General features: G+C 58.9%; 20 protein-coding genes. 12 read left to right on the top strand and 8 right to left on the bottom strand.

Features of this window, described 5'->3' with window-relative positions; all coding sequences use genetic code 11:
- Window positions 1-83: 83 nt before the first annotated feature.
- Genes ACYVIS_RS14870 through ACYVIS_RS14890 form a run of 5 tightly spaced genes read left to right on the top strand, consistent with a single transcriptional unit; the run spans window position 84 to window position 3,882 of the window.
- Window positions 84-1,082, top strand: coding sequence for a branched-chain amino acid ABC transporter permease (locus ACYVIS_RS14870; RefSeq protein ID WP_232743042.1), 999 nt, complete (start codon window positions 84-86; stop codon window positions 1,080-1,082).
- The gene (locus tag ACYVIS_RS14875; RefSeq protein WP_232743043.1) at window positions 1,075-1,854 is read left to right on the top strand and encodes an ABC transporter ATP-binding protein; all 780 of its coding nucleotides are present in this window, start codon (window positions 1,075-1,077) and stop codon (window positions 1,852-1,854) included. Before ACYVIS_RS14870 ends, ACYVIS_RS14875 begins: the two co-directional genes overlap by 8 nt.
- Window positions 1,847-2,560 carry an ABC transporter ATP-binding protein gene (locus tag ACYVIS_RS14880; protein WP_460874299.1) on the top strand — a complete coding sequence of 238 codons (714 nt, stop codon included), beginning with the start codon at window positions 1,847-1,849 and terminating at the stop codon, window positions 2,558-2,560. Before ACYVIS_RS14875 ends, ACYVIS_RS14880 begins: the two co-directional genes overlap by 8 nt.
- Before the next feature lie 2 nt (window positions 2,561-2,562).
- On the top strand, window positions 2,563-3,459 hold the full coding sequence (locus tag ACYVIS_RS14885) for an alpha/beta hydrolase (protein ID WP_460874300.1): 897 nt from the start codon (window positions 2,563-2,565) through the stop codon (window positions 3,457-3,459).
- Window positions 3,460-3,477: 18 nt separating this feature from the next.
- On the top strand, window positions 3,478-3,882 hold the full coding sequence (locus ACYVIS_RS14890; RefSeq protein ID WP_460874301.1) for a RidA family protein: 405 nt from the start codon (window positions 3,478-3,480) through the stop codon (window positions 3,880-3,882).
- Between the two features lie 78 nt (window positions 3,883-3,960).
- Here the strand turns inward: ACYVIS_RS14890 and ACYVIS_RS14895 are convergent, their stop codons facing one another.
- Entirely contained in the window at window positions 3,961-4,917 is a 957-nt protein-coding gene (locus ACYVIS_RS14895) for a Bug family tripartite tricarboxylate transporter substrate binding protein (protein WP_460874398.1), read from the bottom strand.
- 133 nt (window positions 4,918-5,050) lie between these two features.
- Window positions 5,051-6,142, bottom strand: coding sequence for a tartrate dehydrogenase (locus ACYVIS_RS14900; RefSeq protein WP_232743047.1), 1,092 nt, complete (start codon window positions 6,140-6,142; stop codon window positions 5,051-5,053).
- A gap of 113 nt (window positions 6,143-6,255) precedes the next feature.
- Here ACYVIS_RS14900 and ACYVIS_RS14905 point away from each other — a divergent pair, with 113 nt between their 5' ends.
- Window positions 6,256-7,164, top strand: coding sequence for a LysR family transcriptional regulator (locus ACYVIS_RS14905; RefSeq protein WP_232743048.1), 909 nt, complete (start codon window positions 6,256-6,258; stop codon window positions 7,162-7,164).
- A gap of 79 nt (window positions 7,165-7,243) precedes the next feature.
- Complete coding sequence (locus ACYVIS_RS14910; RefSeq protein ID WP_232743049.1) at window positions 7,244-7,903, top strand: DNA-3-methyladenine glycosylase I; 660 nt, start codon at window positions 7,244-7,246, stop codon at window positions 7,901-7,903.
- Here ACYVIS_RS14910 and ACYVIS_RS14915 read toward each other — a convergent pair.
- The 3 genes from ACYVIS_RS14915 to ACYVIS_RS14925 form a co-directional block, all read right to left on the bottom strand.
- Window positions 7,887-9,083, bottom strand: a complete 1,197-nt coding sequence (locus tag ACYVIS_RS14915) for an MFS transporter (RefSeq protein WP_232744531.1) — start codon at window positions 9,081-9,083, stop codon at window positions 7,887-7,889. The genes ACYVIS_RS14910 and ACYVIS_RS14915 overlap by 17 nt on opposite strands.
- Before the next feature lie 70 nt (window positions 9,084-9,153).
- Window positions 9,154-10,482 carry an argininosuccinate synthase gene (gene argG, locus ACYVIS_RS14920; RefSeq protein ID WP_232743050.1) on the bottom strand — a complete coding sequence of 443 codons (1,329 nt, stop codon included), beginning with the start codon at window positions 10,480-10,482 and terminating at the stop codon, window positions 9,154-9,156.
- Window positions 10,483-10,733: 251 nt separating this feature from the next.
- Window positions 10,734-11,750, bottom strand: a complete 1,017-nt coding sequence (locus ACYVIS_RS14925) for a LysR family transcriptional regulator (RefSeq protein WP_232743051.1) — start codon at window positions 11,748-11,750, stop codon at window positions 10,734-10,736.
- Window positions 11,751-12,144: 394 nt separating this feature from the next.
- Between ACYVIS_RS14925 and ACYVIS_RS14930 the strand changes: the two genes are divergently transcribed.
- From ACYVIS_RS14930 to ACYVIS_RS14940, 3 genes are read left to right on the top strand one after another with little or no spacing between them, the layout of a single operon-like run.
- Complete coding sequence (locus tag ACYVIS_RS14930; protein WP_232743052.1) at window positions 12,145-13,353, top strand: efflux RND transporter periplasmic adaptor subunit; 1,209 nt, start codon at window positions 12,145-12,147, stop codon at window positions 13,351-13,353.
- Window positions 13,354-13,380: 27 nt separating this feature from the next.
- Window positions 13,381-16,566 (top strand): efflux RND transporter permease subunit, encoded by a 3,186-nt coding sequence (locus ACYVIS_RS14935; protein WP_232743053.1) that lies wholly within the window; start codon window positions 13,381-13,383, stop codon window positions 16,564-16,566.
- 19 nt (window positions 16,567-16,585) lie between these two features.
- Window positions 16,586-18,181, top strand: coding sequence for an efflux transporter outer membrane subunit (locus tag ACYVIS_RS14940; protein WP_232743054.1), 1,596 nt, complete (start codon window positions 16,586-16,588; stop codon window positions 18,179-18,181).
- Here the strand turns inward: ACYVIS_RS14940 and ACYVIS_RS14945 are convergent.
- On the bottom strand, window positions 18,114-20,390 hold the full coding sequence (locus tag ACYVIS_RS14945; RefSeq protein ID WP_460874303.1) for an ATP-dependent DNA helicase: 2,277 nt from the start codon (window positions 20,388-20,390) through the stop codon (window positions 18,114-18,116). The two genes, ACYVIS_RS14940 and ACYVIS_RS14945, sit on opposite strands and share 68 nt — an antisense overlap.
- Window positions 20,387-22,036, bottom strand: a complete 1,650-nt coding sequence (locus ACYVIS_RS14950) for a VRR-NUC domain-containing protein (protein WP_232743056.1) — start codon at window positions 22,034-22,036, stop codon at window positions 20,387-20,389. Before ACYVIS_RS14950 ends, ACYVIS_RS14945 begins: the two co-directional genes overlap by 4 nt.
- A gap of 226 nt (window positions 22,037-22,262) precedes the next feature.
- On the opposite strand from ACYVIS_RS14950, the gene ACYVIS_RS14955 reads away from it, so the two are divergent.
- Both ACYVIS_RS14955 and ACYVIS_RS14960 read left to right on the top strand, forming a co-directional pair.
- A complete protein-coding gene (locus ACYVIS_RS14955) occupies window positions 22,263-23,153 on the top strand; it encodes a 5'-methylthioadenosine/S-adenosylhomocysteine nucleosidase (protein WP_232744532.1) in 891 nt (296 codons plus the stop codon).
- A 14-nt stretch (window positions 23,154-23,167) separates the two neighbouring features.
- On the top strand, window positions 23,168-23,677 hold the full coding sequence (locus ACYVIS_RS14960; protein WP_232743057.1) for a cupin domain-containing protein: 510 nt from the start codon (window positions 23,168-23,170) through the stop codon (window positions 23,675-23,677).
- A gap of 55 nt (window positions 23,678-23,732) precedes the next feature.
- Here ACYVIS_RS14960 and ACYVIS_RS14965 read toward each other — a convergent pair whose 3' ends face one another.
- Entirely contained in the window at window positions 23,733-25,973 is a 2,241-nt protein-coding gene (locus ACYVIS_RS14965) for a TonB-dependent receptor (RefSeq protein ID WP_460874304.1), read from the bottom strand.
- Window positions 25,974-26,011 lie beyond the last annotated feature (38 nt).

Here is a 26,011-nt window from a genome sequence, read left to right on the forward strand (position 1 = left end):
TATGAAGAGAATCCTGGTGTTCCGGAGTGCCGCTGGAAATGCTCCATGACCCGATAACGTTTGCTAACCGGCAGGTATTTTGTATGTCAGAAGGTTCAAGTGGGCGGTACGATGTGCGAATATTGTTCGGACTATGGCTGGTTTTTCTGCTGTTTCCCTGGGTTGCGCCTAACGGCTATATAGTTGGCCTAGGGGTGATGTTTTGCATCAACCTCATCCTGGTGGCCAGCCTCAACCTTATTATGGGCTACTGCGGGCAAATTTCCCTGTGCCACGGCGGATTCTTTGGGCTCGGGGCGTATGTCAGCGGTGTGCTTTCCTCCAAATACGGCATACCCGGATTAATCGATATCTTCTGTGCGATGGCATTGACCGCCTTTTCGGCCTTGTTGGTGGCCTTGCCCACCTTGCGCCTGCGAGGCCACTACCTGGCCATGGCCACACTTGGGTTCAATGCGATTTTGTCGGTATTGTTCGTGGAGCTCGTTGGCCTGACCGGTGGCCCGAACGGGCTGTCTGGAGTCAATCCTATTCATATTTTTGGGCTTCCCTTCGGTACTGATCGATGGTTTTTCTATTTGGCCTGGATGGTGAGCCTGCTGGTGATGTGGGGTATTTTGAACCTGGTGCGCTCGAGGGTTGGCCGGGCCATAACCAGTTTGGCCGATAGCGAAATCGGGGCGGCCAGCCTGGGTATCAATACTTATGGGCTTAAGGTCATGGTGTTTGTGTTGTCCGCGTCCCTGGCGGCGCTGGCAGGCTCTTTGTATGTGCATTACACGCAGTTTGCATCACCGGAAACTTTCAATTTTTTCGCATCGGTTTTACTGGTAATGATGGTAGCGGTGGGAGGATGGGGAAAATACTGGGGGCCGTTATTTGGCGCGCTTGTCTTTACCGTGATACCTGAACTTTTGCAATCCTTTCACGATCTTCAGCTTTTGATCTTTGGCGTAGGCATGATTGCGGTGTTGATGTTCGTGCCGGGAGGAATTGCCGGAATGCTTGAACGGTTGTGGAGGCGTCGCATCCGTATGAAGGCAGGCGGCGGCATTGCCGCGCCGGAGGTTGGCAATGACTGACTCGAGCTTTCTCGCGGTGGACAGGCTCAGCATAAGTTTTGGCGGGCTGGCTGCGCTGTCCGATCTGTCGTTTGGCATGAAGCAGGGTCAGATAAAGGGCTTGATCGGACCCAATGGCGCGGGCAAGAGTACTCTGTTCAATATTGTTGCCGGCCTGATTCCTCCAACAACGGGGACTGTCAAATTCAAGGGGCATGAAATCCAGGGTGTCGCTTCCCATAAGCGCGTAAAAATCGGCATAGCCCGGACCTTTCAAAATCTGCAGATATTTAAAGATTTGACCGTCTTGGAAAATGTAATGGTCGGTTGTCACGCCCGCTTCCGCTCGGGTTTATGGGCGTGTGTGCTGCGCACTCCCAAGCAGCGCATTGAAGAAGCCCAAATCCGGGCCAGCGCTCATGAAAAGCTGGATTTATTGGGGTTTGGCCGGAAGGCAAATGTACTGGCGGCGGATCTAAGCTTTGGCGAAGCCAAAATTCTGGAAATCGCCCGCGCGCTTGCCACAAACCCTGCTTTACTTCTTCTGGACGAGCCGGTTGCCGGAGTGCCGCATGCCGAGGTAGGGCAGGTGGCCGCGGTCATTCGAAATATCAACAGGGATGGGGTCAGTGTTTTATTGGTCGAACATAATATGAGCTTTGTGATGCAGCTTTGCGACGATATCGTCGTTCTGAATTATGGGAGAAAAATTGCCGAAGGCACCGCCGCCGCTGTTCGTAGAGATCCTGAAGTTCTGAAAGCATACCTTGGAGAGGATGTCGCCGATGCTTGAAGTTCGTGACTTATATGCATCGTATGGCGCGGGCGATGTCTTGCAAAATATGACCCTGCATGTCCCCGAGGGGCAAATTGGCTGCCTGCTGGGGGCAAACGGCGCGGGCAAGTCCACGACTATGCGCAGCTTGAGCGGGTTGCTGCGGCCATTGCGGGGCAGCATATTCTTTGAGGGCGAACCGATCGAATCCTTGTCAACCGACGCAATCGTCGCGCGCGGGATCGTGCTGGTTCCCGAAGGAAGGCGGGTGTTTACGCCTTTGTCGGTTCACGAGAATCTTGAAATGGGCGGGTACAAGCTCCTGCGCGCTCGCCGGCATACCGAATTTCGCCGGAATATGGATTATGTATTGGGCCTGTTCCCACGTTTGGCAGAACGCGCCAGCCAGGCGGCCGGCACGCTGTCCGGAGGAGAGCAGCAGATGGTGGCTATCGGCCGGGCCTTGATGAGCAGCCCCCGTCTTCTTATGCTGGACGAGCCTTCCATGGGCTTGGCGCCTTTAGTCGTAAAAGACATTTTTTCCTCTATTCAGCGCCTGCAGCAGGAAGGCCTGACTTTGTTGATTGCCGAGCAGAACGCCCGCCTTACCCTTAATACGGCAAACTATGGCTACGTATTGCAAGAAGGGACGGTTGCCTATTCCGGCAGTGCGGAGTCCTTGCGTAACGACACGCGGGTGCAAGCCGCCTATTTGGGGATTTAAGAATGGAAATCAGCCGGATTGAGTCCGCTTTAATAAGCTCCAATATTGATCCCGCATGCGAAGCTCAATATAACTTGCGTGCCCGGCATCCTGAGCGCACGGAAATCTACAGAGAGTTCGCACATCGCAGCGCGCAGACACGTCGACGATCAGGAGCCAATCTTGACTTGCGGTACGGTGCAAAGGATGCGAGCGTTCTGGATTTGTTCGTTCCAGAAAACGGGAGCCGCCCCCCATTATTGATCTTTATTCATGGCGGATACTGGCGCGCATTGGATAAACACGATTTTTCCTTCATTGCGGACGCCTATCTGTCGCAAGGAGTCGCGGTTGCCATGCCCAATTATGATTTGGCGCCGCAGGCGACGGTCAGTGACATCGTGGCCCAGGTGTGCGATTCGGTTTCATGGCTGGCCGAGCATGGCGAAAGCTTGGGCTACGACGACAACCGTATCGTGATTTCAGGGCACTCCGCAGGCGGGCATATGGCCGCCAGGGCGATTTGTCGCGAGCACATACCTCTACTCGCAGGCAAATTGCTGGGCTATGTCGGCCTCAGCGCTTTGTTCGATCTGGAGCCTTTGCTGTCTACTTCAATCAATAATGACTTGAATATGTCTGCGCAGGAAGCTCAAAAATGGAGCTTGTACGGCAACCAGGGCTTATTCGATATCCCCATGCTGCTGGCTGTCGGAGAACTGGAAACCCAAGGCTTCCAGAAACAGAGCTTGGATTTTTCCAGGTTTTGCGAAAAAAATGGTCATCAAGTGGAAAATATGGTGGTGCCGCAACGCAATCACTTTGATTTGCTCATGGATTTCGCTTCCGGTTCCAACACAACGAGTCCATTGTTCGATAAAACCATGGGCATGTTTCGCAAACCGGGCAATCGGCCCTGATTTACATGGAGAACCCTAATGAGCATGCAAGCTCTTAATCCGCCGCAGGTAGGCGAACCGCTTGGCCCTTATAGCCAGGGCATTTTGACCGGCGGTTCCGGTCAGTGGCTGCATATTGCCGGTCAAGTAGGGGTGCGGCCAGACGGGAGCGTGGCCGAAGGATTTTCGGAGCAGGCCGATATAGCATGGTCGAACATCCAGGAAATTCTACGAACGGCGGGAATGACAGTTGCTCATCTTGTCAAGGTTGTGACGTATATCACCGACGAAGCCGAGCTTTCTTTGCTGGGCCCCGTCCGTTTGAAATACCTTGGCGATGCGCGTCCTGCATCCACATTGATTGTCGCCAAAGCCCTTGCCCGGCCTGAGTGGAAGGTGGAAGTGGATGTGGTCGCATTCATGTCCCTGCCTGCGGAAATATAGAAACGACCGGCCACTGCGGCAACAAGGCGTAGTGTCGGTCGTTGGCAAGGCCTCTTCTGCATCGAGGCATGGCAAGCTTTACTCTATGCTGAGCTTGGAGTCTTTTATCAACGCGGCAAAGCGTTGCGTGTCGTTGCTGATCTGCTGTTTCATTTGTTCGGGAGTATCGCCTATGGGCTCGGCGCCTATGTCCGCCATGCGTTTGCCGAATTCGGGCGAGTGAATGATCCGGACCATTTCGGCATTGAGCTTGCTTACGATGTCTTTGGGTGTACCCGCGGGCGCCAGAACGCCGAACCAGGTGCCGAAGTCGAAATTCTTCATGCCGGCTTCTTCAAGTGTCGGGACGTCCGGCAGCGCAGAAGAGCGCTTGGCGGTGGTCACGGCCAGGGCGCGCAGCTTGCCGCTTTGAATATGCGGCAGCACCGGTGTGACGGTGTCGAAAGACATGGAAATCTGCCCGCCGATCAGATCGGTGGTCAAGGGTCCGCTGCCCTTATAAGGCACATGCAAGAGCTCGACTCCGCCCTGGTTGGCAAATTGCGTACCGATCAGGTGCTGCAAGGTGCCGTAGCCATTGGAGCCGAAGGCCATCTTGCCTGCCGCGGCCTTGGCCAGAGCCAGCAGTTCCTGGACATTTGAGGCCTTGGTGCTTGCGTTGATCACCAGGACGTTGGGCACCAGCGCAACCGTTGTGATGGGCTCAAAACTTTTTTGGAAATCGTAGGGCAGTTTTTTATAGAAACTCGTTGCGATGGTGTGATGCACCGCCCCCATCAGCAGCGTGTAGCCGTCGGGTTTCGCCCTTGCGACCAGATCCGCGCCCAGCGTGGCGCCGGCTCCCGGCTTGTTCTCCACAATCACGGGCTGGCCCAGGGCCTTGGACAACTTGTCTCCCAGCGAGCGCGCCAGCACATCGGTGGTTCCGCCGGCCGCAAAAGGAACGACCAGGCTGATTGGTTTGCTGGGCCATGTGTCGGCCAGCGCCGAGGTCCCGAACAATGTCGATGCGCCGATCAATCCCAGCATCAGCATTGAGCGCTGGAAGGTACGTGCGGCGGTGTTGCGTAAAGATCTGGATTGCATGGTGTGTCTCCCCGTATTTATAAGTATGCAGCGACAAATTCCTGAAGCCGCCGTTGATGCGGATTGCATCAGGAAAATCGTGTCAGGCCGCTCGATGCCTGGCGCGGCCGGCTGCGATCTGCTCGCAGACCGCCTGGGTGACTTGAACGGTCGTGGCCGTGCCCCCCAGGTCGCGGGTGTGCAGCCCCGGGTTGGCAGTGATGTGCTCGATGGCCTGCATGACGCGGGCGGCCGCGGCCGTTTCTCCCAGGTGCTCGAGCAGCATCACCACCGACCAGAATGTTCCAACCGGATTGGCCAGGCCTTTGCCCATGATGTCGAATGCGGAGCCGTGTATGGGCTCGAACATGGATGGATAGCGGCGCTCCGGGTCGATATTGCCGGTGGGTGCAATGCCCAGGCTGCCCGCCAGGGCAGCGGCCAGGTCGCTCAGTATGTCGGCATGCAGGTTGGTGGCAACGAGTGTGTCCAGCGTGGCGGGGCGATTCACCATGCGGGCAGTCGCGGCGTCCACCAGTTCTTTGTCCCATGTCACGTCGGGGAATTCTTTGGCCACTTGTGCCGCGATTTCGTCCCACATGACCATGGCATGGCGCTGGGCATTGGACTTGGTGATGACTGTCAGCAATTTGCGCGGGCGCGACTGGGCCAGCCTGAAGGCGAAGCGCAGTATGCGTTCCACGCCGACGCGCGTCATGATAGACACATCGGTGGCGGCCTCGATGGGGTGTCCTTGATGCACGCGTCCGCCCACACCGGAATATTCGCCTTCGGAATTTTCGCGCACAATGACCCAGTTGAGATCATCCGGCGTGCAGCGTTTGAGCGGGGCATCGATGCCAGGCAAAATGCGGGTAGGGCGCACATTGGCGTATTGGTCGAAGCCCTGGCATATTTTCAGGCGCAGGCCCCACAGGGTGATGTGATCCGCAATGTCCGGATCGCCGGCGGAACCGAACAATATGGCATCCTTGTTGCGCAGCGCGTCCAGGCCATCTTCAGGCATCATCAGGCCGTGTTTGCGGTAGTAATCGCCGCCCCAGTCGAAGTTTTCGAATTCGAACGCAAATGCACCGTCGGCACCGGCCAGCGCTTCGAGCACTTGCCGGCCGGCGGGTATGACTTCCTTGCCGATGCCGTCGCCGGGAATTGTGGCAATTCGGTATGTTTTCATGCGGTTCTCCGTAAAGACTGGATTTCTATGCTTGAACTATAGAAGGAAATTGGTACAAAATAGATGTCTGCAGTGAATCCATCCTTAACCTGTATTTAACAATCGGCACGCCCATGAGTTCTGGCACCCATCCTTCGGAGCTCTTCTTTTTCTCCACGCTTGTGTCATGCGGGACCCTAAGCGCCGCGGCGCGAGACCTTGGCATCACGACGCCCGCGGTCAGCAAGCGCCTGGGGCTGATGGAAGGGCGGCTGGGGGTGCCTCTGCTTACCCGCACTACCCGGCGTATGCACCTGACTCCCGAAGGCGAGCTTTACCTGGCCCATGCGCGCCGCATCTTGGCCGATATCGATGACATGGAACAGTTGCTGGGCCGTTCGCGAGCCGAACCGAAAGGTTTGCTGCGAGTGAATGCCTCGCCTGGATTTGGGCGCAGCCATATTGCACCATTGATCTCCCGTTTTATATTCAAGCATCCCGAAGTAGAGGTGCAACTGCAATTGTCGGTGAATCCGCCGCCTTTCAGCGAAGACGCGTTCGATGTGTGCATACGCTTCGGCGAGCCGCCCGATGCGAGGATTGTCGCGCGCCGCCTGGCGGCAAACAGGCGCCTGCTGTGCGCATCGCCCAAATACCTTGCTCTTCACGATGCGCCTCAAACTCCGGGCGATCTGGCCATGCATAATTGCATAGGGATACGCCAGGGCGATGAAGCCTATGGGGTTTGGCGCCTGACTACCGGGAGCGGCAACGCGCGCAAGACCGAGACTATCAAGATCAAGGGAAATCTGACGGCCAATGATGGTGAAGTGGCCGTCAATTGGGCGCTGGATGGCCACGGCATTCTGATGCGGGCGGAATGGGACATTGCTCCGTATCTGAGCAGCGGTCGGCTGGTGCAGGTGCTGCCTGAATACCAGACGCCGGACGCGGATATCTACGCGGTATATCCTCAGCGGCATCAGCTTTCGGCGCGCATACGCACCTTTGTCGATTTTGCAGTACAGTCTTTTGCCCGATAGCGTTGCGGGCCGCGCTATCTTGCCGGGTCGCCTTCTTCGTCCGGGCCTGAAAAAACACTCTTTGAGCAGAATTTCACTTATGTCCGAAAACTCCGAAACGACAGGCCTGTTCTCCGACGAGCACCGCACCGCGCGCTGTATCTGGTGCCAGGCAAGCCCCGCTTATCAGCATTATCACGATCACGAGTGGGGGTTTCCCGTGGTGGACGATCGTGGCTTGTTCGAAAAGGTCTGCCTGGAGGGTTTTCAGGCCGGCCTCAGTTGGCTGACCATCCTGAACAAGCGGGAATCCTTTCGCCGGGCGTTTGCCGGCTTCGACATGGACAAGGTGGCCCGTTTTGATCAACAGGATGTAACCCGGCTGCTGGCCGATGCCGGTATCGTCCGCCATAAAGGCAAAATCGAATCCACCATCAACAATGCGAAGAGGGCGCTCGAACTACGTGACGAGTTCGGTTCGCTTGCCGCCTTTTTCTGGCGTTTCGAGCCCGATTCCCAAGGCCGGCCGGATCGTATTACCTATGATGCGCTAAGGGCGATGACCACTTCGCCCGAGTCGGTGGCATTGTCCAAAGATCTGAAGAAGCGCGGCTGGAGCTTTGTCGGGCCGACAACCATGTATGCCCTGATGCAGGCCATGGGCCTGGTCAATGATCATATTGACGGTTGCAGCGTACGGGAAGCCGCGCTGGCAGCCCGCATTGCCTTGCGATCTCAGGGAGTCAGGCGGCAGCCCTGAGCAAGCCCGGGCCGCGTTGTGAACGGTACAGCAGGAAACCGACGATGCCGACGTTGAGCAGGTTCCAGCCTATGCCGTTCAGGAATGCCGCGTGATACGAATAGCTCAGGTCGTAAATCACGCCCGATAGCCAGCCGCCCAATGCCATGCCGAACAGCGTGGCCATGAGTATGGTGCCGACTCGTGCGCCGGCTTCTTTGGGGGTGAAGTATTCGCGCACGATCACCGCGTACGCAGGCACGATGCCGCCCTGAAACAGGCCGAACATGCCGGAGATCACGTACAGCGACACTATGCTCTTGTAATTCAGGAACAGCAGCAAGGCGGCTCCCTGCAATACCGAACCCAGCAGCAGGGTGCGCAATCCGCCGATATGATCGGAGATCCAGCCGGAGACCAGGCGGCTGACGATGCCCAGCCCCAGCATGAGCGACAGCATTTCCGCGCCGCGAGCCGGGCCGAAGCCCAGGTCGCCGCAATAGGCCACGATATGCACCTGCGGCATTGCCATGGCCACGCAACAGGCCACGCCGGCCACGCATAGCAAGGCTTGGAGCGCCCCGGGCGAAAGCCCCAGGGGGCGTTTCGGGTCTACGCGGGCCAGTTCCTGTTTAATCCGTGCGGATAACTGTGTGGATGATCGGGCCGAGGCGGTCGAGTTGGGAGGGCGCCGGCGAAACACGGCGGCCAGGGGCAACATGCTCAGCATGCAGAATACCCCAACGCCAATATATGTTTGGCGCCAGCCGGCCGTTTCGGTAAAGTGCTGCATGATAGGCGGCCATACGGCACCCGCCACATAAACGCCGCTCATGCAGATGGCCACCGCAATACCGCGGCGCCGCGTGAACCACTGCGAAGTATCGGCCACCAGCGGCGCGAAGCTTGCCGAGGTTCCGAGCAAGCCGATCAGCAGGGCTTGCGCCAGGTTGAACACCCACAAGTGGCTGGCCGTGCCCGCCACGATAAAACCCAGGCCCAGGCCCAGCGTGCCGACCACTAGAGGGATGACGACTCCGAAGCGGTCCGACAGCTTGCCCATCAGGATACCGCCCAGGCCGAAGCCAACCATGGTCAGCGTATAGGGCAGGGAAGCATCGGCCCGGCTTACCGCGAACTCTTCCTGGATGCGCGGCAGCACGACAATGACCGAATACATGCCCGATCCGCCTATGGTCATCAGCAGCAGCGATACGATCAGCCGAGCCCAGGCATAAGGGGATTCGGTGTCTGCCGCCGGCGCGGGCACGTTACTCGCCTTCGAGCTTGGGCAGGGCGGTGTTCGCGGTCGAGCTCAGCAATCCGGACTTGGCGTAATTCAGCAGTTTTTCGCGAGTGTCGACGATATCGAGCGTACGCATGGTCAACTGGCCGATACGGTCCTGCGGCGAGAACAACGATTCGCCCTTTTCCATGGTAAGCCGTTCGGGCTTGTAGGTAAGGTTGGAGGAAACAGTGTTGAGAATGGAATAGTCGTTGCCGCGGCGCAGTTCCAGCGTGACCTCGCCGGTAATGGCCCGCGCAACCCAGCGTTGCGCGCTTTCGCGCAGCATGATGGCCTGGGGATCGAACCAGCGGCCTTGGTAAAGCAGACGGCCCAGACGGCGGCCGTTGTCTCGATACTGTTCGATGGTATCTTCGTTGTGGATGCCGGTTATGAGCCGTTCGTAGGCGATGAAAAGCAGGGCAAGCCCGGGGGCTTCGTAGATGCCGCGGCTTTTTGCTTCGATGATCCGGTTCTCGATCTGGTCGCTCATGCCCAGTCCGTGGCGGCCGCCGATGCGGTTGGCTTCCAGGAGCAGATCTACCTCGTTGCCGAACTCGACGCCATTGAGGGCCACCGGCCGGCCTTCTTCGAAACGCACCCTGACTTCTTCGCTTTTTACCTGCACGTCGTCGCGCCAGAATGCCACGCCCATAATGGGCTGGACGATCTTGATGCCGCTGTGGAGGTGTTCAAGGTCCTTGGCCTCGTGCGTTGCGCCCAGCATGTTGGAGTCGGTGGAATAGGCCTTTTCCGAAGACATGCGGTAATCGAAGCCCGACTGGCGCATGAATTCCGACATTTCCGCACGGCCGCCGAGTTCGTCGATGAAAGCCTGGTCCAGCCACGGTTTGTAGATTTGCAGATTCGGGTTGGTCAGCAGGCCGTAGCGATAGAAGCGCTCGATGTCGTTGCCTTTGAATGTGCTGCCGTCGCCCCAGATATTGACATCGTCTTCCTTCATGGCGGCTACCAGCATGGTGCCGGTGACGGCCCGGCCGATAGGCGTGGTATTGAAGTAGGTGATGCCTGCCGTGGAAATATGGAATGCCCCGGACTGAAGCGCCGCGATTCCCTCGGCCACCAACTGCTGACGACAGTCGATCAGGCGCGCTTTCTCGGCGCCGTATTGCAGGGCGCGGCGCGGGATGTCGTCGTAATCGGGTTCGTCGGGCTGGCCAAGATTGGCGGTATACGCGTAGGGAATGGCCCCCTTTTGGCGCATCCAGAGAAGAGCCGCGCTTGTATCGAGGCCGCCCGAAAAGGCGATTCCGACCCGTTTGCCTGTGGGGATGTGCTGCAGAATGGTAGTCATCGGTAAGTAAAGATTATGAAGGGGTTGTGGATTTCATTTGAGTAGTGGCGTCTTCCCGGCAGCCGGTTGCAAGAATTACCCCGGACCGCAGCCAGACGCCATTGTACGCGGTCGACGTGGCGCCAACAACGAATCAGGCCTGCCAGGGGTGATCCGCGAGTTTCGCGCCTGATGAAAGCGTACAGGCTTTGTTTTATGGCAGGCGGTTGGGTGCCGCTTCAGAGCGGCACCCGGTGCGGGATCAGCGTGAATCAGAAAACGCTTTCGGCGATGTTTTTTTGTTCGAAAATGGTTCGCAAGGTCTGGGTTTGCGGTGCGCCGCTGAAAGTGCAATCGTGATTGTCGCCCGGTTTCGCGTCGCGCCCGCTCAGCAGCGGACAGCGGCCAAACAGCTCGCTGACCCAATCCACGAAAACCCGCACTTTGGGCGACAGGTGCCGGTTGTGCAGATAGACCACGGAAATCGGCATGGGAGGCGGCACCCACGGCGACAGCACTTCGCGCAGTTCGCCCGATTCCAGGTACGGCAATACCATCAGGCGTGCGGGCTGGATCAAGCCAAAACCCTGCACACCGCAAGCCACATAGGCTTCGGCATCATTGACCGACATGGATCCCTTGACCTTGACATCGGTGGCAACGCCGTCGACGACAAAGCTCCAATCGATGGTCCGGCCCGTACGGCTTGAAAAGTAGTGCACGGCGTGGTGATTTTGCAACTGTTCGATAGTTTGGGGTTCGCCATATTTTTCCAGATAGCGGGGAGCGCCGCAGGTGACGCTCGCAAAACTGCCTATGCGCTTGGCGACCATGGCCGAATCGCGCAGATCGCCGACCCTTATGACGCAATCCACCGCTTCCTGCACCAGATCTACTGGCCGGTCTCCCAGCCCTATAGCCAGTTCGATATCCGGGTATTTGGAATGGAATTCGCAGAGCGCCGGAATCAGGATCAAGCGGCCGATCGTGGAAGGTACATCGATGCGCAGCCGGCCTTTGGGGCCTCGCGCAATATCGTGGAAGGCCGCTTCCGCATCTTCCACGTCGGCCAGGATGCCAGCGCATCGTTCATAGTAAGCGGCGCCGTCCGGAGTCAGGCTCAGCCGGCGTGTAGTGCGATTAAGCAGCCGTACCTGCAGGCGGCGTTCCAGATTCTGGATGGTAGTCGTAACGGTGGCGCGCGGCAGCCCGAGGCTGTCGGCCGCCAGAGTGAAACTGTTCGCGTCCACGACACGGGTAAATACTTGCATAGCCTGAAAGCGGTCCATGGCATGTTCCGGTGGGCAGTGCCTGGATCCGCGCCGTAGGGTGCGTTCCTTTGCATTGCATTGTTTGTGTTAAATGAATAGTGTTCGCAAATAATAGATATTTATCTATTTTTAAGCAACATTAATAATGCTGGTTCTTCTCGACGATTCCGCTTGTCCAGGTGTATTGCCGAACAGGTGCTTTTGATTTTCACGCAATGGCGCGGCGCAATTTCCAATATACTGTGTATATATACAGTATATTGTTGTTTTTTTTCTCACGCGTACGCCACAGGCTATGGCCGTTCCGGCCCGGCGCCCATCGTTTTCCAACGAACGGCACCTTCGGGAGCTATTGGCCGATTGCGTGTTTTCGCGCTTGGTTTCCCGAATAAACACATTTTGAAGGATCATCATGTCTCTATTGCGTAATCGGTTTGCCTGGGTGGCAATCGTGGCGCTGGCCCTTGTCGGCGGCGTTGTCGCTCTTCGCGTCGACGCGGGTACTCCTCCGGGCAAACCGGCGGCGATCATGCCGCCCGGAACACCCGTCGACGTTGCCACCGTCCTGGACCGCAGCATCACGGATTGGCACGATTACTCGGGCCGCCTTGAAGCTGTAAACCGGGTTGAAATCCGGCCGCTGGTCTCCGGTACATTGGTCGCCGTTCATTTCAAGGATGGCAGCCTTGTCAAAAAGGGCGATGTGCTGTTCACCATTGATCCGCGTCCTTATGCCGCCACGGTGGATCGCGCCAAAGCGCAGCTTGCCGCAGCTCAGGCACGCGCGGCCTACACGGCCTCCGATTTGGCTCGCGGCCAGCGCCTGTTGGCCGACAATGCCATTGCCCGGCGCGATTTCGAAGAGAAACGCAATGCGTCGCGTGAAGCGGCCGCCAATCTGCAAGCAGCCAAGGCTGCCCTCGAATCGGCGGAACTGGATCTGGAGCATACCCGCATAAGCGCTCCAATTGAGGGCCGGATGTCGCGCGCGGAATTGACCGTCGGCAACGTCGTTGCCGCCGGGGCGGGTTCCAAGCCTTTGGCGACACTGGTTTCCGTGGCGCACATGTATGCCTCTTTCGATGTCGACGAGCAAAGTTTCCTGAAATTCGTCAATCCTGCCCGCGAGGGCCGCGGCACACCTCTGCCCGTGTATCTGGGCCTGGCCAACGAAGACGCTTATCCCCGCAAGGGCAGGCTGGAATCCGTCGACAATCAGCTCGATACCTCGTCGGGCACGATACGTGTGCGTGCGGAATTCGACAATCCCGATGGCGAACTGGTGCCCGGGCTGTATGCTCGCATCCGTCTGGGCGGCGGCGCGCCGCATCAAGCCGTTTTAATCGACGAAAAGGCAATCGGCACCGATCAGGACAAACGCTTTGTACTGGTGGTCGATGGGGCCGACAAGGCCAGCTACAGGGAAGTTCGCATAGGGGCCAATTACGATGGGTTCAGAGTCATCCAGAGCGGCCTGAAAGCGGGCGAGCGGATCGTGGTCAACGGCTTGCAGCGTGTACGGCCCGGAGACCAGCTCAATCCGAAAATCGTGCTTATGGAAAGCCCGCGCAGCCTGGCTGCTTCCGACCCGGCGAAATCGGCAGACAGCAATAAATCCTGAGCCCACGAAGCCTAAATCCGGAATTTCATGAATATCTCAAAATTTTTCATTGATCGGCCCATTTTTGCGGGCGTGCTGTCCATTCTTATCCTGTTGGCCGGCGCGCTGGCGGTATTTCAGTTGCCTATCTCGGAATATCCCGAGGTCGTGCCGCCATCCGTGGTGGTGCATGCCCAGTACCCCGGCGCCAACCCCAAGGTTATTGCCGAAACCGTGGCCGCGCCGCTGGAAGAATCCATCAACGGCGTAGAGAACATGCTGTACATGCAGTCGCAGGCCAATAGCGATGGCAATCTGACGCTGACGGTCAATTTCCGCCTCGGCGTAGATCCGGACAAGGCGCAGCAGCTTGTGCAAAACCGCGTGGCCCAGGCTTTGCCCCGCTTGCCCGACGATGTACAGAGGCTCGGTGTTACAACCATCAAGAGTTCTCCCACGCTGACCATGGTGGTGCACCTGATCTCGCCCGATACGCGTTACGACATGACGTATCTGCGCAATTACGCGTTGTTGAACGTAAAAGACCGGCTGGCGCGCATTCCCGGCGTTGGCGAAGTACAACTGTGGGGCTCGGGCGACTACGCCATGCGTATCTGGCTGGATCCGCAGAAGGTCGCCCAGCGCGGTCTTACAGCCAGCGATGTGGTAAAGGCCATACGGGAGCAGAACGTACAGGTGGCCGCCGGTGTCATCGGCGCCTCGCCCAGCTCTCCGGACGTGCCCATGCAGTTGTCCGTCAATGCGCAGGGCCGCTTGCACACGCGGGAGGACTTTGCCAATATTGTGTTGAAAACATCGGACGATGGCGGGGTGACCCGGCTTGGCGACGTGGCTCGCGTCGAACTCGCGGCATCCGAATATGGCTTGCGTTCCTTGCTCGATAACAAACCGGCCGTGGCATTGGGGATCATGCAGTCGCCCGGCGCGAATGCCCTGGCTGTGTCCGATCAGGTACGGGCGGCCATGAAAGAGCTGTCCGCCGATTTTCCGTCCTCCGTCAAGTACAGCATTGTCTACGATCCCACCCAGTTCGTCCGTTCCAGCATCAAGGCGGTCATTGAAACGCTGCTCGAGGCGATTGCCCTGGTCGTGCTGGTCGTGATCGTGTTTCTGCAAACCTGGCGCGCTTCGATCATTCCATTGCTGGCCGTGCCCGTATCCATCATAGGAACGTTCGCGCTGTTGCTGGCATTCGGTTACACCATCAACGCCTTGTCGCTTTTCGGGCTGGTGCTGGCCATAGGGATTGTGGTGGATGACGCCATCGTCGTAGTCGAAAACGTAGAGCGGAATATCGCCAGCGGACTGTCGGCTCGCGAGGCCACGTACCGCGCCATGCGCGAGGTGAGCGGTCCGATTGTCGCCATTGCCCTGACATTGGTTGCGGTATTCGTGCCGATGGCATTCATCACAGGGTTGAGCGGCCAGTTCTTCAAGCAGTTCGCCATGACCATCGCGATTTCCACGGTGATCTCGGCGTTCAATTCGCTTACCTTGTCGCCCGCCCTGGCCGCGCTGCTGCTCAAAGGCCATGACGAAAAACCCGACTGGCTCACGCGCGGCATGAATCGCGTCCTGGGTGGGTTCTTTGCGCGCTTCAATCGTTTCTTTGGGCGCTCGTCCGAGCGTTACGCGAAGGGTGTGTCGGGAGTTATCGCGCGCAAGGCTTCGTCCATGGGGGTCTACCTGGTATTGCTGGCCCTGACGGTCGGTGTATCGTATATCGTCCCCGGCGGATTCGTCCCGGCGCAAGACAAGCAATACCTGATCAGCTTTGCGCAATTGCCCAGCGGCGCGTCGCTGGATCGTACCGAGGCGGTGATACGCCGGATGAGCGACATTGCCTTGAAGCAGCCCGGCGTCGAAAACGCCGTCGCATTTCCCGGCCTGTCGATCAATGGCTTTACCAATAGCTCCAGCGCCGGAATCGTATTCCTTACGCTGAAACCGTTTGATCAGCGGCGCGGCGCAAACTTGTCTGCGCAGGCTATTACGGCGGCGCTCAATCGCCAGTTCTCCGGCATCAAGGATTCTTTCATCGCCGTATTTCCTCCGCCGCCCGTCATGGGCCTGGGGACGGTAGGCGGCTTCAAGCTGCAGCTCGAGGATCGCGAAGCATTGGGCTATGCCAAACTCGATGAGGCGGCACAGGCCTTTCTTGCCGAAGCCCGAAAAACGCCTGAGCTGGGTCCAGCCTTTTCCAGTTATCAGATCAATGTTCCGCAGTTGAATGTCGATCTCGATCGCGTCAAGGCCAAGCAATTGGGCATACCGATTACCGATGTGTTCGATACCATGCAAATATATCTGGGCTCGCTCTATGTCAACGATTTCAATCGTTTTGGACGCGTCTACCAGGTAAGGGCACAGGCCGACGCACCGTTTCGCGCCAAGGCCGAAGACATCCTGCAGTTGAAAACCCGCAATCGCGCGGGCGAAATGGTCCCGCTTTCTTCCCTGGTGAAGGTCACGCCTACTTATGGGCCCGAAATGGTGGTCCGCTATAACGGCTATACCTCGGCGGACATCAACAGCGGTCCCGCTCCGGGCTATTCCTCGGATCAGGCGCAGGCCGCCGCCGAGCGTGTTGCCGCCAAGACCTTGCCGCGCGGGGTCAAGTTCGAATGGACCGACCTGACTTACCAGCAAATGCTGGCGGGCAACGCAGGCATTTGGGTGTTCCCGATCAGCGTGCTGCTGGTATTTCTGGTGCTCGCCGCCTTGTACGAAAGCCTGACCCTGCCATTGGCGGTCATTCTGATCGTGCCCATGGGGGTGCTTGCCGCCCTGACCGGGGTATGGCTGACGAGCGGCGATAACAATATTTTCACTCAAATCGGGTTGATGGTGCTTGTCGGACTGGCTTGCAAGAACGCCATTCTTATCGTGGAGTTTGCGCGCGAGCTGGAGTTGCAGGGCAATACGCCATTGAAAGCGGCGATCGAGGCCAGCCGCTTGCGCCTGCGTCCCATCCTGATGACTTCGATCGCATTCATCATGGGAGTGGTGCCGCTGGTCACGGCCAGCGGCGCAGGGTCGGAAATGCGCCATGCCATGGGTATTGCCGTGTTTTTCGGCATGCTGGGGGTGACGTCATTCGGCCTGTTCCTGACGCCGGTCTTTTATGTGCTGCTGCGCTCATTCGGCGCACGCAAGCTGCATTCGGCATCGGCCCATGAAGCTCCGGCGCTTTCGCCGCATCCCGAACACTAGGTATATCTGGAATCTTCAAATGATCAAAGCAACAAAGTTTCTGCTGTCCACGGGTGCCTTGCTGGTATTGGCGGCGTGTTCGGTCGGGCCCCGGTATCAGCGGCCGTCGGTGGACACGCCGCCAGCCTTCAAAGAGGCCTTCATGTCTCCCGAAGCCGCGCGGCAATGGAAGGCCGCACAGCCTTCCGAGGATATGGAGCGCGGCCAATGGTGGAAGGTGTTCGGCGATACAACGCTGAACGCCCTGGAGCAGCAGGCCATGGCCGGCAATCACGACCTGGAGGCCGCCGCCGCGCGCCTGAAACAGGCACGTGCCTTGCTGCATGGATCCAGGTCTGCACTGTTTCCCCAGGTCGATGCCGGTTTCGGGCCGACCCGGCAGCGCGCCTCCAATGCCTCGCAAGGTTTGCCCGACGATGCGCCCAACGCGCCGGCCACTTTGTGGCGCGGACAGGCCAGCGTCTCGTACGAAGCCGACCTGTTCGGCCGCGTTTCCGCCAATGTCAATGCCGCCACAGCAGACGAGCAGCAAAGCGAGGCCTTATTCCGCTCGGTGCAGCTGGCTTTGCAAGCCGATGTGGCACAAAGCTATTACCAGATTCGCGAACTCGATGCCGAGCAAGAGCTTTATCGCGAAACGGTTCAGCTGCGCGAACATACCTTGCAACTAATGCAGCGGCGGTTTTCCGAAGGCGATATTGGCGAACTGGATGTCGCGCGCGCCAAGTCGGAACTGGCTTCCGCTCAATCGGAATCGTTGGGAATCGCTCGCAGGCGTGCGACGGCCGAACATGCCCTGGCAATATTGCTGGGCAAAGCGCCCGCCGAATTTTCCTTCACGCAAGATCCTTTGCAACGCGTATCGGTAAATATCCCGGCGGGTTTGCCTTCTTCATTGCTGGAAAGGCGCCCGGATATCGCCGCGGCCGAGCGTTCCATGGCGGCTGCCAATGCCCGCATCGGCGCGGCCAAGGCGGCCTTCTTTCCCCGATTGGATATCACCGGGGCCTATGGCTACGAGTCGTCCGAGCTGGGCAATCTGTTTCAATGGTCCAGCCGCGCCTTTCTGCTCGGGCCGCTGGTGGGTACCATGCTGTCGCTGCCGATCTTCGATGGCGGTCAGCGCCAGGCCGGCCTCGATCGCGCACGTGCCAAGTATGAGGAAGATGTAGCTTCTTACCGTCAGAAGGTACTGATTGCCTTTAAAGAGGTGGAAGACAATCTGGCCAATCTGCGCATACTGGGCGACCAGACCCGGGTGCAGGACGATGCCGTCAAAGCGTCTGCTCACGCGGCGCGGCTGCTGCATGTCCAATACCGCGAAGGGTCCATCAGTTACCTGGATGTCATTGACGGAGATCGGGTCTTGCTGCAACAGCGCCGCGTAGCCGTGCAACTGGACGGTGAGCGGGCTTCCGCGGCGGTCAATCTGATCCGGGCCGTAGGTGGCGGCTGGGACGGCGGCAAATCCGCAAAAAAACTTGCGCAGGGGCCAGGAGCCAGGGCCAGCTTGTCTGGCGCGATCAACGGTATTGAGGGGTCGCCCATCAGCCCGGCTCAAGGCATGTCACACGCCACCACTTCGGCAGCAGGCCGCGCACCTGCGGCCGATTGAAACGGTCGTCCATGAGGTACACCACACCCTGGTCTGATTGTGTGCGGATCACGCGCCCGGCGGCTTGCACCACTTTACGGATACCCGGGTACAGGTAGGCGTATTCATAGCCTCCACCAAAGGCCATGCCCATGCGCTCCCGTATCTGTTCATTGGCCGGATTGATCTGAGGCAGTCCGAGGGTCGCAATGAAAGCGCCTATCAGTCTTTGCCCGGGCAAGTCGATGCCTTCGGCGAAGGCGCCGCCCAAGACGGCAAATCCGAAACCGCGTCCAGCCTCCGTGAAGCGTTCCAGAAACGCCTCGCGCTCGGTTTCGTCCATATGCCGCGCCTGCTCCCATATGGGGATCCCGGGGTGGCGGCTTTTGAACAGGGCGGACAGTTGCCGCAGGTAATCAAAACTGCTCAGGAATATAAGATAGTTGCCAGGCTGCTTGCTGTATTGCATGGCCATCAAGTCGGCCATGGGCTGCAAGGATGCTTCGCGGTGCTGGTAGCGGGTCGAGATGCGGCGGGCGACCTGGACTGTCAGTTGCTCGGGCCTGAAAGGCGACTCCACGTCGATCCATGCGCTGTCGGGCGGCAAGCCCAGTATGTCGCTGTAGAAGCGCCGGGGAGTCAGTGTGGCCGAGAACAGCGTTGTGCAATGAGCTGTGCTGAACCGGGGCGCGAGGAAGGGGGCGGGGATGATGTTGCGCAAGCATAATACCGACTGTTGGCCTGCGGCGCCCACGCGGGCTGCGGGCACGGCAATATCGAACAGGGAATGAGTATCGAACAGCTCGGCGATATGCAGGAAATGCAGAGCATCGAAGTAAAAACGCTGCAAGGAGCTATCGGCATGAGTGGGGTTGTCGGTCTGGTAATCGATGATGGCTGCGGCAGCCCGCTGCAGCGCGGCGATGAATTTTGCCGGAACGCCGTTGTACGCCTGGTAAGGAGCGGGCTGGTTTTTCAGCAGCTCATTCCAGCAGCGGCTGACGCTGCCCAAGGTTTTTTTCAGCGCCGGCGGCGCCGAGCGGCGCAGTGCCGTGAAGGCCGCCTGCTCGAGCTCGGCCGTATACATTTTGCGGGCGCGCTCGATCAGGTTGTGCGCTTCGTCGACCAGTAGTCCCACACGCCATTGATTGGCGATGGTCAAGCCATGCAGCATGGCGCTCGAGTCGAAATAATAATTGAAATCGCCAACCACCACGTCGCACCAACGCACCAATTCGTGGCCCAGATAATAAGGGCATACTCGATGTTCGGAAGCGATCCGGCGCAGTGCCTGCTTGTCCAGGCATGCGGTGTCGAGCGCCGCCTGGCGCGCTGCCGGCAGCCTGTCGTAGAACCCCAGGGCCAAAGGACAGGATGCGCCATGGCAAGCCTTGTCCGGGTGTTCGCAGGCCTTGTCCCGGGCGACGAGCTCGATGATGCGCAGCGGCGTGCCGGAGTTCATGTTCCGGATTTGCGCCAAGGCGTTCAAGGCGATATTGCGGCCCGAAGTCTTTGCGGTCAGGAAGAACAGCTTGTCCAGTTGCGCGGCGGGGGCGGCTTTCAGAAGAGGAAACAGAGTGCCTACAGTCTTGCCTATGCCGGTCGGAGCCTGAGCCGCCAGGCATAGGCCGCTGCGCGCCGCCTTATATACTGCTACGGACAAAGGCCGCTGGCCGGTGCGGAATTGGGCATACGGAAAGCGCAGGCCGTCCAGCGCGTGGTCGCGGTTGACACGGTGGGCCAGTTCTTGGGCGGCCCAGTCCAGAAATTGCCGGCATTGGCTTTCGAAACCCTTTTTGAGCGTTGCGGCGCTGTACAGTTCGTTCAATACGGTTTCCTGCTTGGCGACGATGTCAAAATAAACCAATGCCAGCCTGAGTTCCGGCAAACCCAGCTTTTCGCATAGCAGGTGCCCATAGACTTTGACTTGGGCCCAATGCAAGTAGCGGTGATTGGCGGGCATGGAGGCCAGTTCGCCACGGAATGTCTTGATTTCCTCGAGCTGGTTTTGCACCGGATCGTATCCGTCGGCGCGGCCGCGGACAGTAAGGTGCTGAAATTCCCCGGCAAGACTTATTTCCGATTGATAATCGGCGCCACGGCGCGACGCAACCAGTGCATGGCCGGCGATGCCTTCCCGCGCGGTGGGCGAGGGAGTAAAACGCAGATCGAGGTCGCCTTGTTTGGCCGTGAACTCGCACAGGGTTCGCACGGCAACGGTATATTTCATGCCGCGTCTTCCGCCCAGCGGACATAGCAGACCGCCACAGGCATATCGTGCTTCGCGCAGTAGTCGAACCATCGCAGCTGATTGTCTTGCAAGCGGTCGCCAGGGCCTTTCACTTCGATCATCCGGTAGCGTTTTTCCCGAGGCCAGAACTGGATCAGGTCTGGAAAGCCGGAGCGATTGGAGGGGATATCGAGCAAGATCCGCTCAAACCATTTTTTCAAATGCAGGGCGGGAATACAGGCCAAAGCCTGGTCCAGAATTTCATGGCTTAATATTTCCCATGCCACGAAGTCCGAGCGGATCCCGGCCTTGTTCCTGAAGTTTTGCGCGATGGTTTGCGTGTACTCGCCGGAATCCAGCTGAGCCAGGCAAGACCTGAAGAGTTCCTGGCGCCGCCGGTAAAAATCGGCGCTGTGCAAGTCGGCCGGAGCGCTTTGGTAGGGATGGAAAAAGGCTCCTGGAAGAGGGGCAAAAATGGCTCTCCAGCACAGTAAGCCGAACAGTGCGTTGGCCAGCGTATTTTCTACGTAATAGACGGGGCTCAGTGCCTGCTGGAAATGGCTCTGGACCAGTTCTTCCACAGCCATGGATAGGCTCGGTTCGGGCAGGGTCAGGGTCAGCTTTGCTATGGGTACGGCGCTGGCGCGCGGCACGGGAGGGTGGCCCAGCTTGCACAGCAAGCGCGGAACGATGCGGCCCATTTGCTGCTGTTCCGCCTCACTTTCCGGCTGCTGCTGGGCTGCCAGGGCTAATTGCAGGGCGGGTTCGAATTGTTCGCTGCGTTCCAGAACGCGTACGGCTCGGCTGCGGGCGCCGGAATAGGCGCATTGCGAATACAAAGCATGGGCGCGAGCCCAGTCCTTGTCTTTTTCGTAGTGTCGAGCGATCTGGAATAGCAGTTTGGCGCGGCGTTGTTCAAGCCATTCGTTCTGGTACGGATCCGAAGGAATATCAGTCTGCACCAGGCCTGCATCGGTGCCCGAGCGGAGTCGTTCGCGGCAATGATGCAAATGCAGATAGTCGGCGATGTCCTGGCGGTTTTGGAAAATGCGCGAGGTAGCGGGAAATTCCACCTTTTCATACGCATACAGGCCCAGGTCGGCGAGGACGAACTCGGACCAGTCCTGGCGTAAATTACCAAAGAACATCAAGCGCAGGCACTCGCAAACGGGCATGACGAGCAGTTCATACACGTGGTCGGTAGCGCCGCAATACCAGGCATCGTAGGGCTGGAGTTCGGTGTAGCGGTCTTTAAGAGACTGCAACTGGTCGGCTTTCCTGGCGTTTTTATCGGGCAAGGCAGAGTCGAATACGCAGCCCAGTTCCGCCTTGGTCAGCAGCGTGAACAATTGCTCGAGCGTGAGCGGTGGCCTGTCGTCCAGCCAGCGCTGTTCGATCAAAGCCTGCGCGGCCTCGACGGCGCCGCCGATTTCGTCATAGTGCAGCTTGCTGCTTCTGAAGAGCGTGCCCTTGCGCATGATCATCCTGACCAGCAGCGCGCGCGACGCGCGAGGCAGCATGCTGAAGTTCCCGATGAAATCGCGCTCGGTATCGAGCAGCAGGTCGCTGTAGCGTTGTTCGACCCAGCGCAAGACCATCTCGAAATTGTCAAGATAGTAGTAGCGGTTTTCCAGCACTCGGTTCATGGTATTGCGTATTACTGTATTTAAAAACAGTATATCAAGCTTTGGGCCAGGACTATTCATGGCCGGCGGGCTTTTTATCGATCACCGCGTGAAAGCTGGATGGGCGTTGTGTATTGACCCCGATGGCACTGCACGTACAATGCGGCATGCCCTTTCCTTGAACTATTATTTGCGACCCCGCGCCATGTCCCGCTACTTCGACCGCATTGTCAGAACTGTCTCCGCCATGCTTCTCGTGGCCTCTTGCCTGCTGTTGCCCGCGCATGCGGCGGCATTGCTGGACAGCATATCGCGCATCGCCGTTATTTCGGCATTCGAGCCCGAGCTGGCCCTGTTGCACGGCAAGCTCAAGCAGCCGGAGAAGTTCTCCGTCAATGGCGTGGAATTCACCACCGGCACGCTGCAGGGCAAGCCCGTGGTGCTGTTCCTGAGCGGCATCAGCATGACCAATGCGGCGATGAATATGCAATTGGCGCTGGATCGTTTCAAGATCAGCCATGTGGTGTTCAGCGGTATTGCGGGAGGGGTGAATCCCTCCTTGCATATTGGCGATGTGACAGTCGTGGAGCGTTGGGGCCAGTATCTGGAAGTGCTGATGGCGCGTGAAACGGCGCCCGGCGTATTTCAGCCGCCGCCCGGCAAAGACGATTTCAGTTTTCCCAATTTCGGCATGATGTATCCGCGGCCGGTAAAAGTACGTTCCGCCGCCCAGCCGCAAGCCAGCAAGAAATTCTGGTTCGATGTCGATCCGCAGATGCTGGCCGTAGCCAAGTCCATCCGCAACGTGAAACTTGCTTCATGCGACAAGCGGAATGAATGCCTCAAGCGCCATCCCGCGCTGGTCGTTGGCGGCAACGGCGTGTCGGGTTCGGCCTTCGTGGATAACGCCGCCTTTCGCGAGTACGCATTCAAAACCTTCCATGCCAATGTGCTCGATATGGAAAGCGCCGCCTGCGCCATGGTGGCTTACAGCAATGGCGTTCCATTCATTGCGTTTCGCTCGCTCAGCGACTTGGCCGGCGGCGGCGAGGGCGTCAACGAGATGCATACTTTCATGAATATCGCGGCCGACAACTCGGCCAGGGTCCTGCTGGCTTTCCTCGCTGCCTGGAAATAAGGAAAAGGCGCCGCATGAATACCGATGCCACGCGTGTGGAAAGCCTGATCGAGCGGTTCCAACTGCAGCCGCATCCGGAAGGAGGCTATTACCGCGAAACCTATCGCGGCGGGCAGAGCGTGCGGCGCAGCGCGGATGGTGCGCAGCGCAGCGCTTCGACGGCTATTTATTATTTGCTGGATCAGGGCGCGTATTCGGCCTGGCACCGGATCGCTTCGGATGAAATCTGGCATTTTTATGCCGGCGGTCCGTTGGACGTGCATGTGCTGGACGGCAAGGGCGAGCTCGCCACATACCGCTTGGGCAATGCGCAGGAAAGGGCCGATGCCGTCTTCCAGGCAGTAGTTCCGGCCGGCTGCTGGTTTGGCGCCGAACTGGCGGAGCCGCAGGGGTATGCCCTGGTGGGTTGCACCGTGGCGCCGGGATTTGAGTTCAGCGAATTCGAGATGGCCGTCGCAGACGAACTGCTTGGGCAATATCCCCAACATGCGAAATTGATCAAGCGCCTGCTCAGGCCTGCGTGATGTCGGCATTGAGCCAGAGGCCGGCCCAGCGATGGGCCGGAAAGCCCGCATTGCCCTAGAAATCGGCCGACATCGACAATTTTACGGTTCGCCCCTCGCCTTGCGTTATCTGTCCGAATTGCGGCGCAATCGACGCCCAGTAGGCGCGATTGGCGACGTTTTCCACTCCGGCGCGCCAGACCACATTGTGTCCGTTAACCTTGGTGGCATACCTCGCGCCCAGGTCCAGCCGGGTCCAACTGGGAATCTTGTATGCATTGGTGGCGCTGGTATATTCCGACCCGTGATGCAGCAGGCTGGCCTGCAAGGTCAGGCCGGGTACGCCTCTTAGGTCCCATTCGGTGCTGATGACGCCCTGGAAGCGCGGCACGCCCGGGGCATAGTTATCGTCATTGGCGCCGCCGCTGGTCTTGGTAAGGCGGGGATCCATGAAAGTGACGCCGCCCAGTACGCGCCAGCCGCGCAGCGGTTCGCCGTACACGTTCAGTTCGACGCCGCGATTGCGCTGCTCACCCGATGGGCCGAAGATGTTCGTGGCCGGATCCAGGTAAGCCACCGGCTTCTCGATCTGGAAAACGCCCAGGCTGCCACCGTAGTTGCCCAGATCCACCTTGATGCCTGCCTCATTCTGCTTGGTCCGGTAGGGAGCCAGCGCTTCGTTGGCATTGACCGCGGTCGCCCCGGCTATGTCGCCCTGGCTGAGTCCTTCGATGTGGTTGGCGTAGAGCGACACGGTATCCCATGGCCGCACTACCAGGCCCACCACCGGGGTAGTGATCGATTTGTCGTATCTGGAGGTCTGCGCCCGCGTGGCGACATCGTAGCTATTGCTGACGAGGCTCTGGTTGCGCGCACCCAGGGTGAGCAGCACATCACCGTGGAAGAACGACAGCGTGTCGGAAACCGCGACGCTGCGCAACTGCAGGCGCTGCGAAACATTGGGATCGTCCATGTTGCCGGTGACGACGCCCACGGGACGCGGCACGTTCATTTCCTCATATATATTGGCGGGGTCGGCGCTGATGTATTCGAACGCCGTACGTTCGGTCTTGTTCAGGGCCGAATAGGCCAGATTGACGCGATGGCCGATCGGGCCGGTGCGGAATTGGCCGCGCAAGCCGATTTCGCCGGTGAAGGTGTCCCGCTGGAAAGGCACGGACAGCAAGCCTCGGGTGCCTATGCCCTGGCCATCGACGGTCGGTGCGGAATAGTCGCCGCTTTCCTTGTCGCGGCTCACACCCACTGCCGCGTAGCTGGTCCAGTTCGAATTCAGGTCGTATTCGAGGCGCGTCACCGCAAAGGTGCTTTCTAGATCACTGTAGGCCCAGGGCTGCCCGTAATTGATGCTGTTCGATGGCGCATCCGGCACCGCGCCGCTTATATTGATCGTGGGGCGTGGGTGATCGAAGTGGATCTTCTGATAGCCGGCATCCAGGGACACGCGGAGCTGATCGCCGCGGTAATCCAGGCCGATGGTGCCGACCGTGCTGCGCATGCCTGCGCCTGGAACCGACGTATCGCCATCGCGGTGGGCGGCATTGACACGGATGCCGAACCGATTGTCATCACCCCAGCGCCGGCCGATATCGACGCCGCCGCCGAACTGGCCGCGGCCGGTGTAGTCGAGATTCAACCGCGTCAATGGTGTGTCGGCGGCCCGCTTGGGCTGGATGTTGATGATGCCGCCCAGGCCGGAGCCACCGGGTGCGGCGCCGTTCAGAAATGCGCTGGCGCCCTTGAAGACTTCGACTCTTTCCACCATTTCGACCGGCAGCACCTGGCGCGGCAGTATGCCGTACAAGCCGTTGAATGAAAGGTCGTCGTTGTTCAGCGGAAAGCCCCGGATGACAAAGGTTTCGGCCTGGTTCCCGTAACCATTGCCGACCTGCACCGACGCGTCATTCTTCAGTACATCGCCCAAGGTGCGGGCTTGCTGGTCCTGGATCAGCTTGGATGTATAGCTGGTTTGGGTGAAGGGCATATCCATATTGTCCAGGTTGCCCAGAATGCCGGCCTGGCCTCCGCTCGCGACTTCGCCGCCGGCGTAGGCGGGCGGCGTCGGTTTGGAGACGGAGCGCGTGCCGGAGACCGTGATCGTTTCCAGCGTTGGGGCGGGCGCGGCGATGGTTTGCGCGTACAGCAGGCCAGGACTTACCGCGGCGCCGAGCAGGAGCGCCGCGCCCAGTGTTCCCTGGATCGCACCGCCCGGCCGGCTACGCCGCAAAGTGATGACGGGCGGCGATTTGCGGCACGTTTGCGAGTCTGCCTGGTGTGCGTGAGAAACGGGGTGGGGCATTAATGTGTAGCCTTTCAGATAAATAATCGATATTTAAA

This window comes from Paralcaligenes ginsengisoli (assembly GCF_054781135.1).

Bases quoted from the DNA above. Each gene is read 5' to 3' on its own strand.
- ACYVIS_RS14945 (WP_460874303.1), bottom strand. From the start codon at position 20,390: ATGAAATATACCGTTGCCGTGCGAACCCTGTGCGAGTTCACGGCCAAA.
- ACYVIS_RS14930 (WP_232743052.1), top strand. From the start codon at position 12,145: ATGTCTCTATTGCGTAATCGGTTTGCCTGGGTGGCAATCGTGGCGCTG.
- ACYVIS_RS14875 (WP_232743043.1), top strand. From the start codon at position 1,075: ATGACTGACTCGAGCTTTCTCGCGGTGGACAGGCTCAGCATAAGTTTT.
- argG (WP_232743050.1), bottom strand. From the start codon at position 10,482: ATGACTACCATTCTGCAGCACATCCCCACAGGCAAACGGGTCGGAATC.
- ACYVIS_RS14925 (WP_232743051.1), bottom strand. From the start codon at position 11,750: ATGGACCGCTTTCAGGCTATGCAAGTATTTACCCGTGTCGTGGACGCG.
- ACYVIS_RS14955 (WP_232744532.1), top strand. From the start codon at position 22,263: ATGCTTCTCGTGGCCTCTTGCCTGCTGTTGCCCGCGCATGCGGCGGCA.
- ACYVIS_RS14915 (WP_232744531.1), bottom strand. From the start codon at position 9,083: ATGACCATAGGCGGATCGGGCATGTATTCGGTCATTGTCGTGCTGCCG.
- ACYVIS_RS14940 (WP_232743054.1), top strand. From the start codon at position 16,586: ATGATCAAAGCAACAAAGTTTCTGCTGTCCACGGGTGCCTTGCTGGTA.
- ACYVIS_RS14885 (WP_460874300.1), top strand. From the start codon at position 2,563: ATGGAAATCAGCCGGATTGAGTCCGCTTTAATAAGCTCCAATATTGAT.
- ACYVIS_RS14895 (WP_460874398.1), bottom strand. From the start codon at position 4,917: ATGCTGATGCTGGGATTGATCGGCGCATCGACATTGTTCGGGACCTCG.
- ACYVIS_RS14900 (WP_232743047.1), bottom strand. From the start codon at position 6,142: ATGAAAACATACCGAATTGCCACAATTCCCGGCGACGGCATCGGCAAG.
- ACYVIS_RS14960 (WP_232743057.1), top strand. From the start codon at position 23,168: ATGAATACCGATGCCACGCGTGTGGAAAGCCTGATCGAGCGGTTCCAA.
- ACYVIS_RS14910 (WP_232743049.1), top strand. From the start codon at position 7,244: ATGTCCGAAAACTCCGAAACGACAGGCCTGTTCTCCGACGAGCACCGC.
- ACYVIS_RS14905 (WP_232743048.1), top strand. From the start codon at position 6,256: ATGAGTTCTGGCACCCATCCTTCGGAGCTCTTCTTTTTCTCCACGCTT.
- ACYVIS_RS14880 (WP_460874299.1), top strand. From the start codon at position 1,847: ATGCTTGAAGTTCGTGACTTATATGCATCGTATGGCGCGGGCGATGTC.
- ACYVIS_RS14965 (WP_460874304.1), bottom strand. From the start codon at position 25,973: ATGCCCCACCCCGTTTCTCACGCACACCAGGCAGACTCGCAAACGTGC.
- ACYVIS_RS14890 (WP_460874301.1), top strand. From the start codon at position 3,478: ATGAGCATGCAAGCTCTTAATCCGCCGCAGGTAGGCGAACCGCTTGGC.
- ACYVIS_RS14870 (WP_232743042.1), top strand. From the start codon at position 84: ATGTCAGAAGGTTCAAGTGGGCGGTACGATGTGCGAATATTGTTCGGA.
- ACYVIS_RS14950 (WP_232743056.1), bottom strand. From the start codon at position 22,036: ATGAACCGAGTGCTGGAAAACCGCTACTACTATCTTGACAATTTCGAG.
- ACYVIS_RS14935 (WP_232743053.1), top strand. From the start codon at position 13,381: ATGAATATCTCAAAATTTTTCATTGATCGGCCCATTTTTGCGGGCGTG.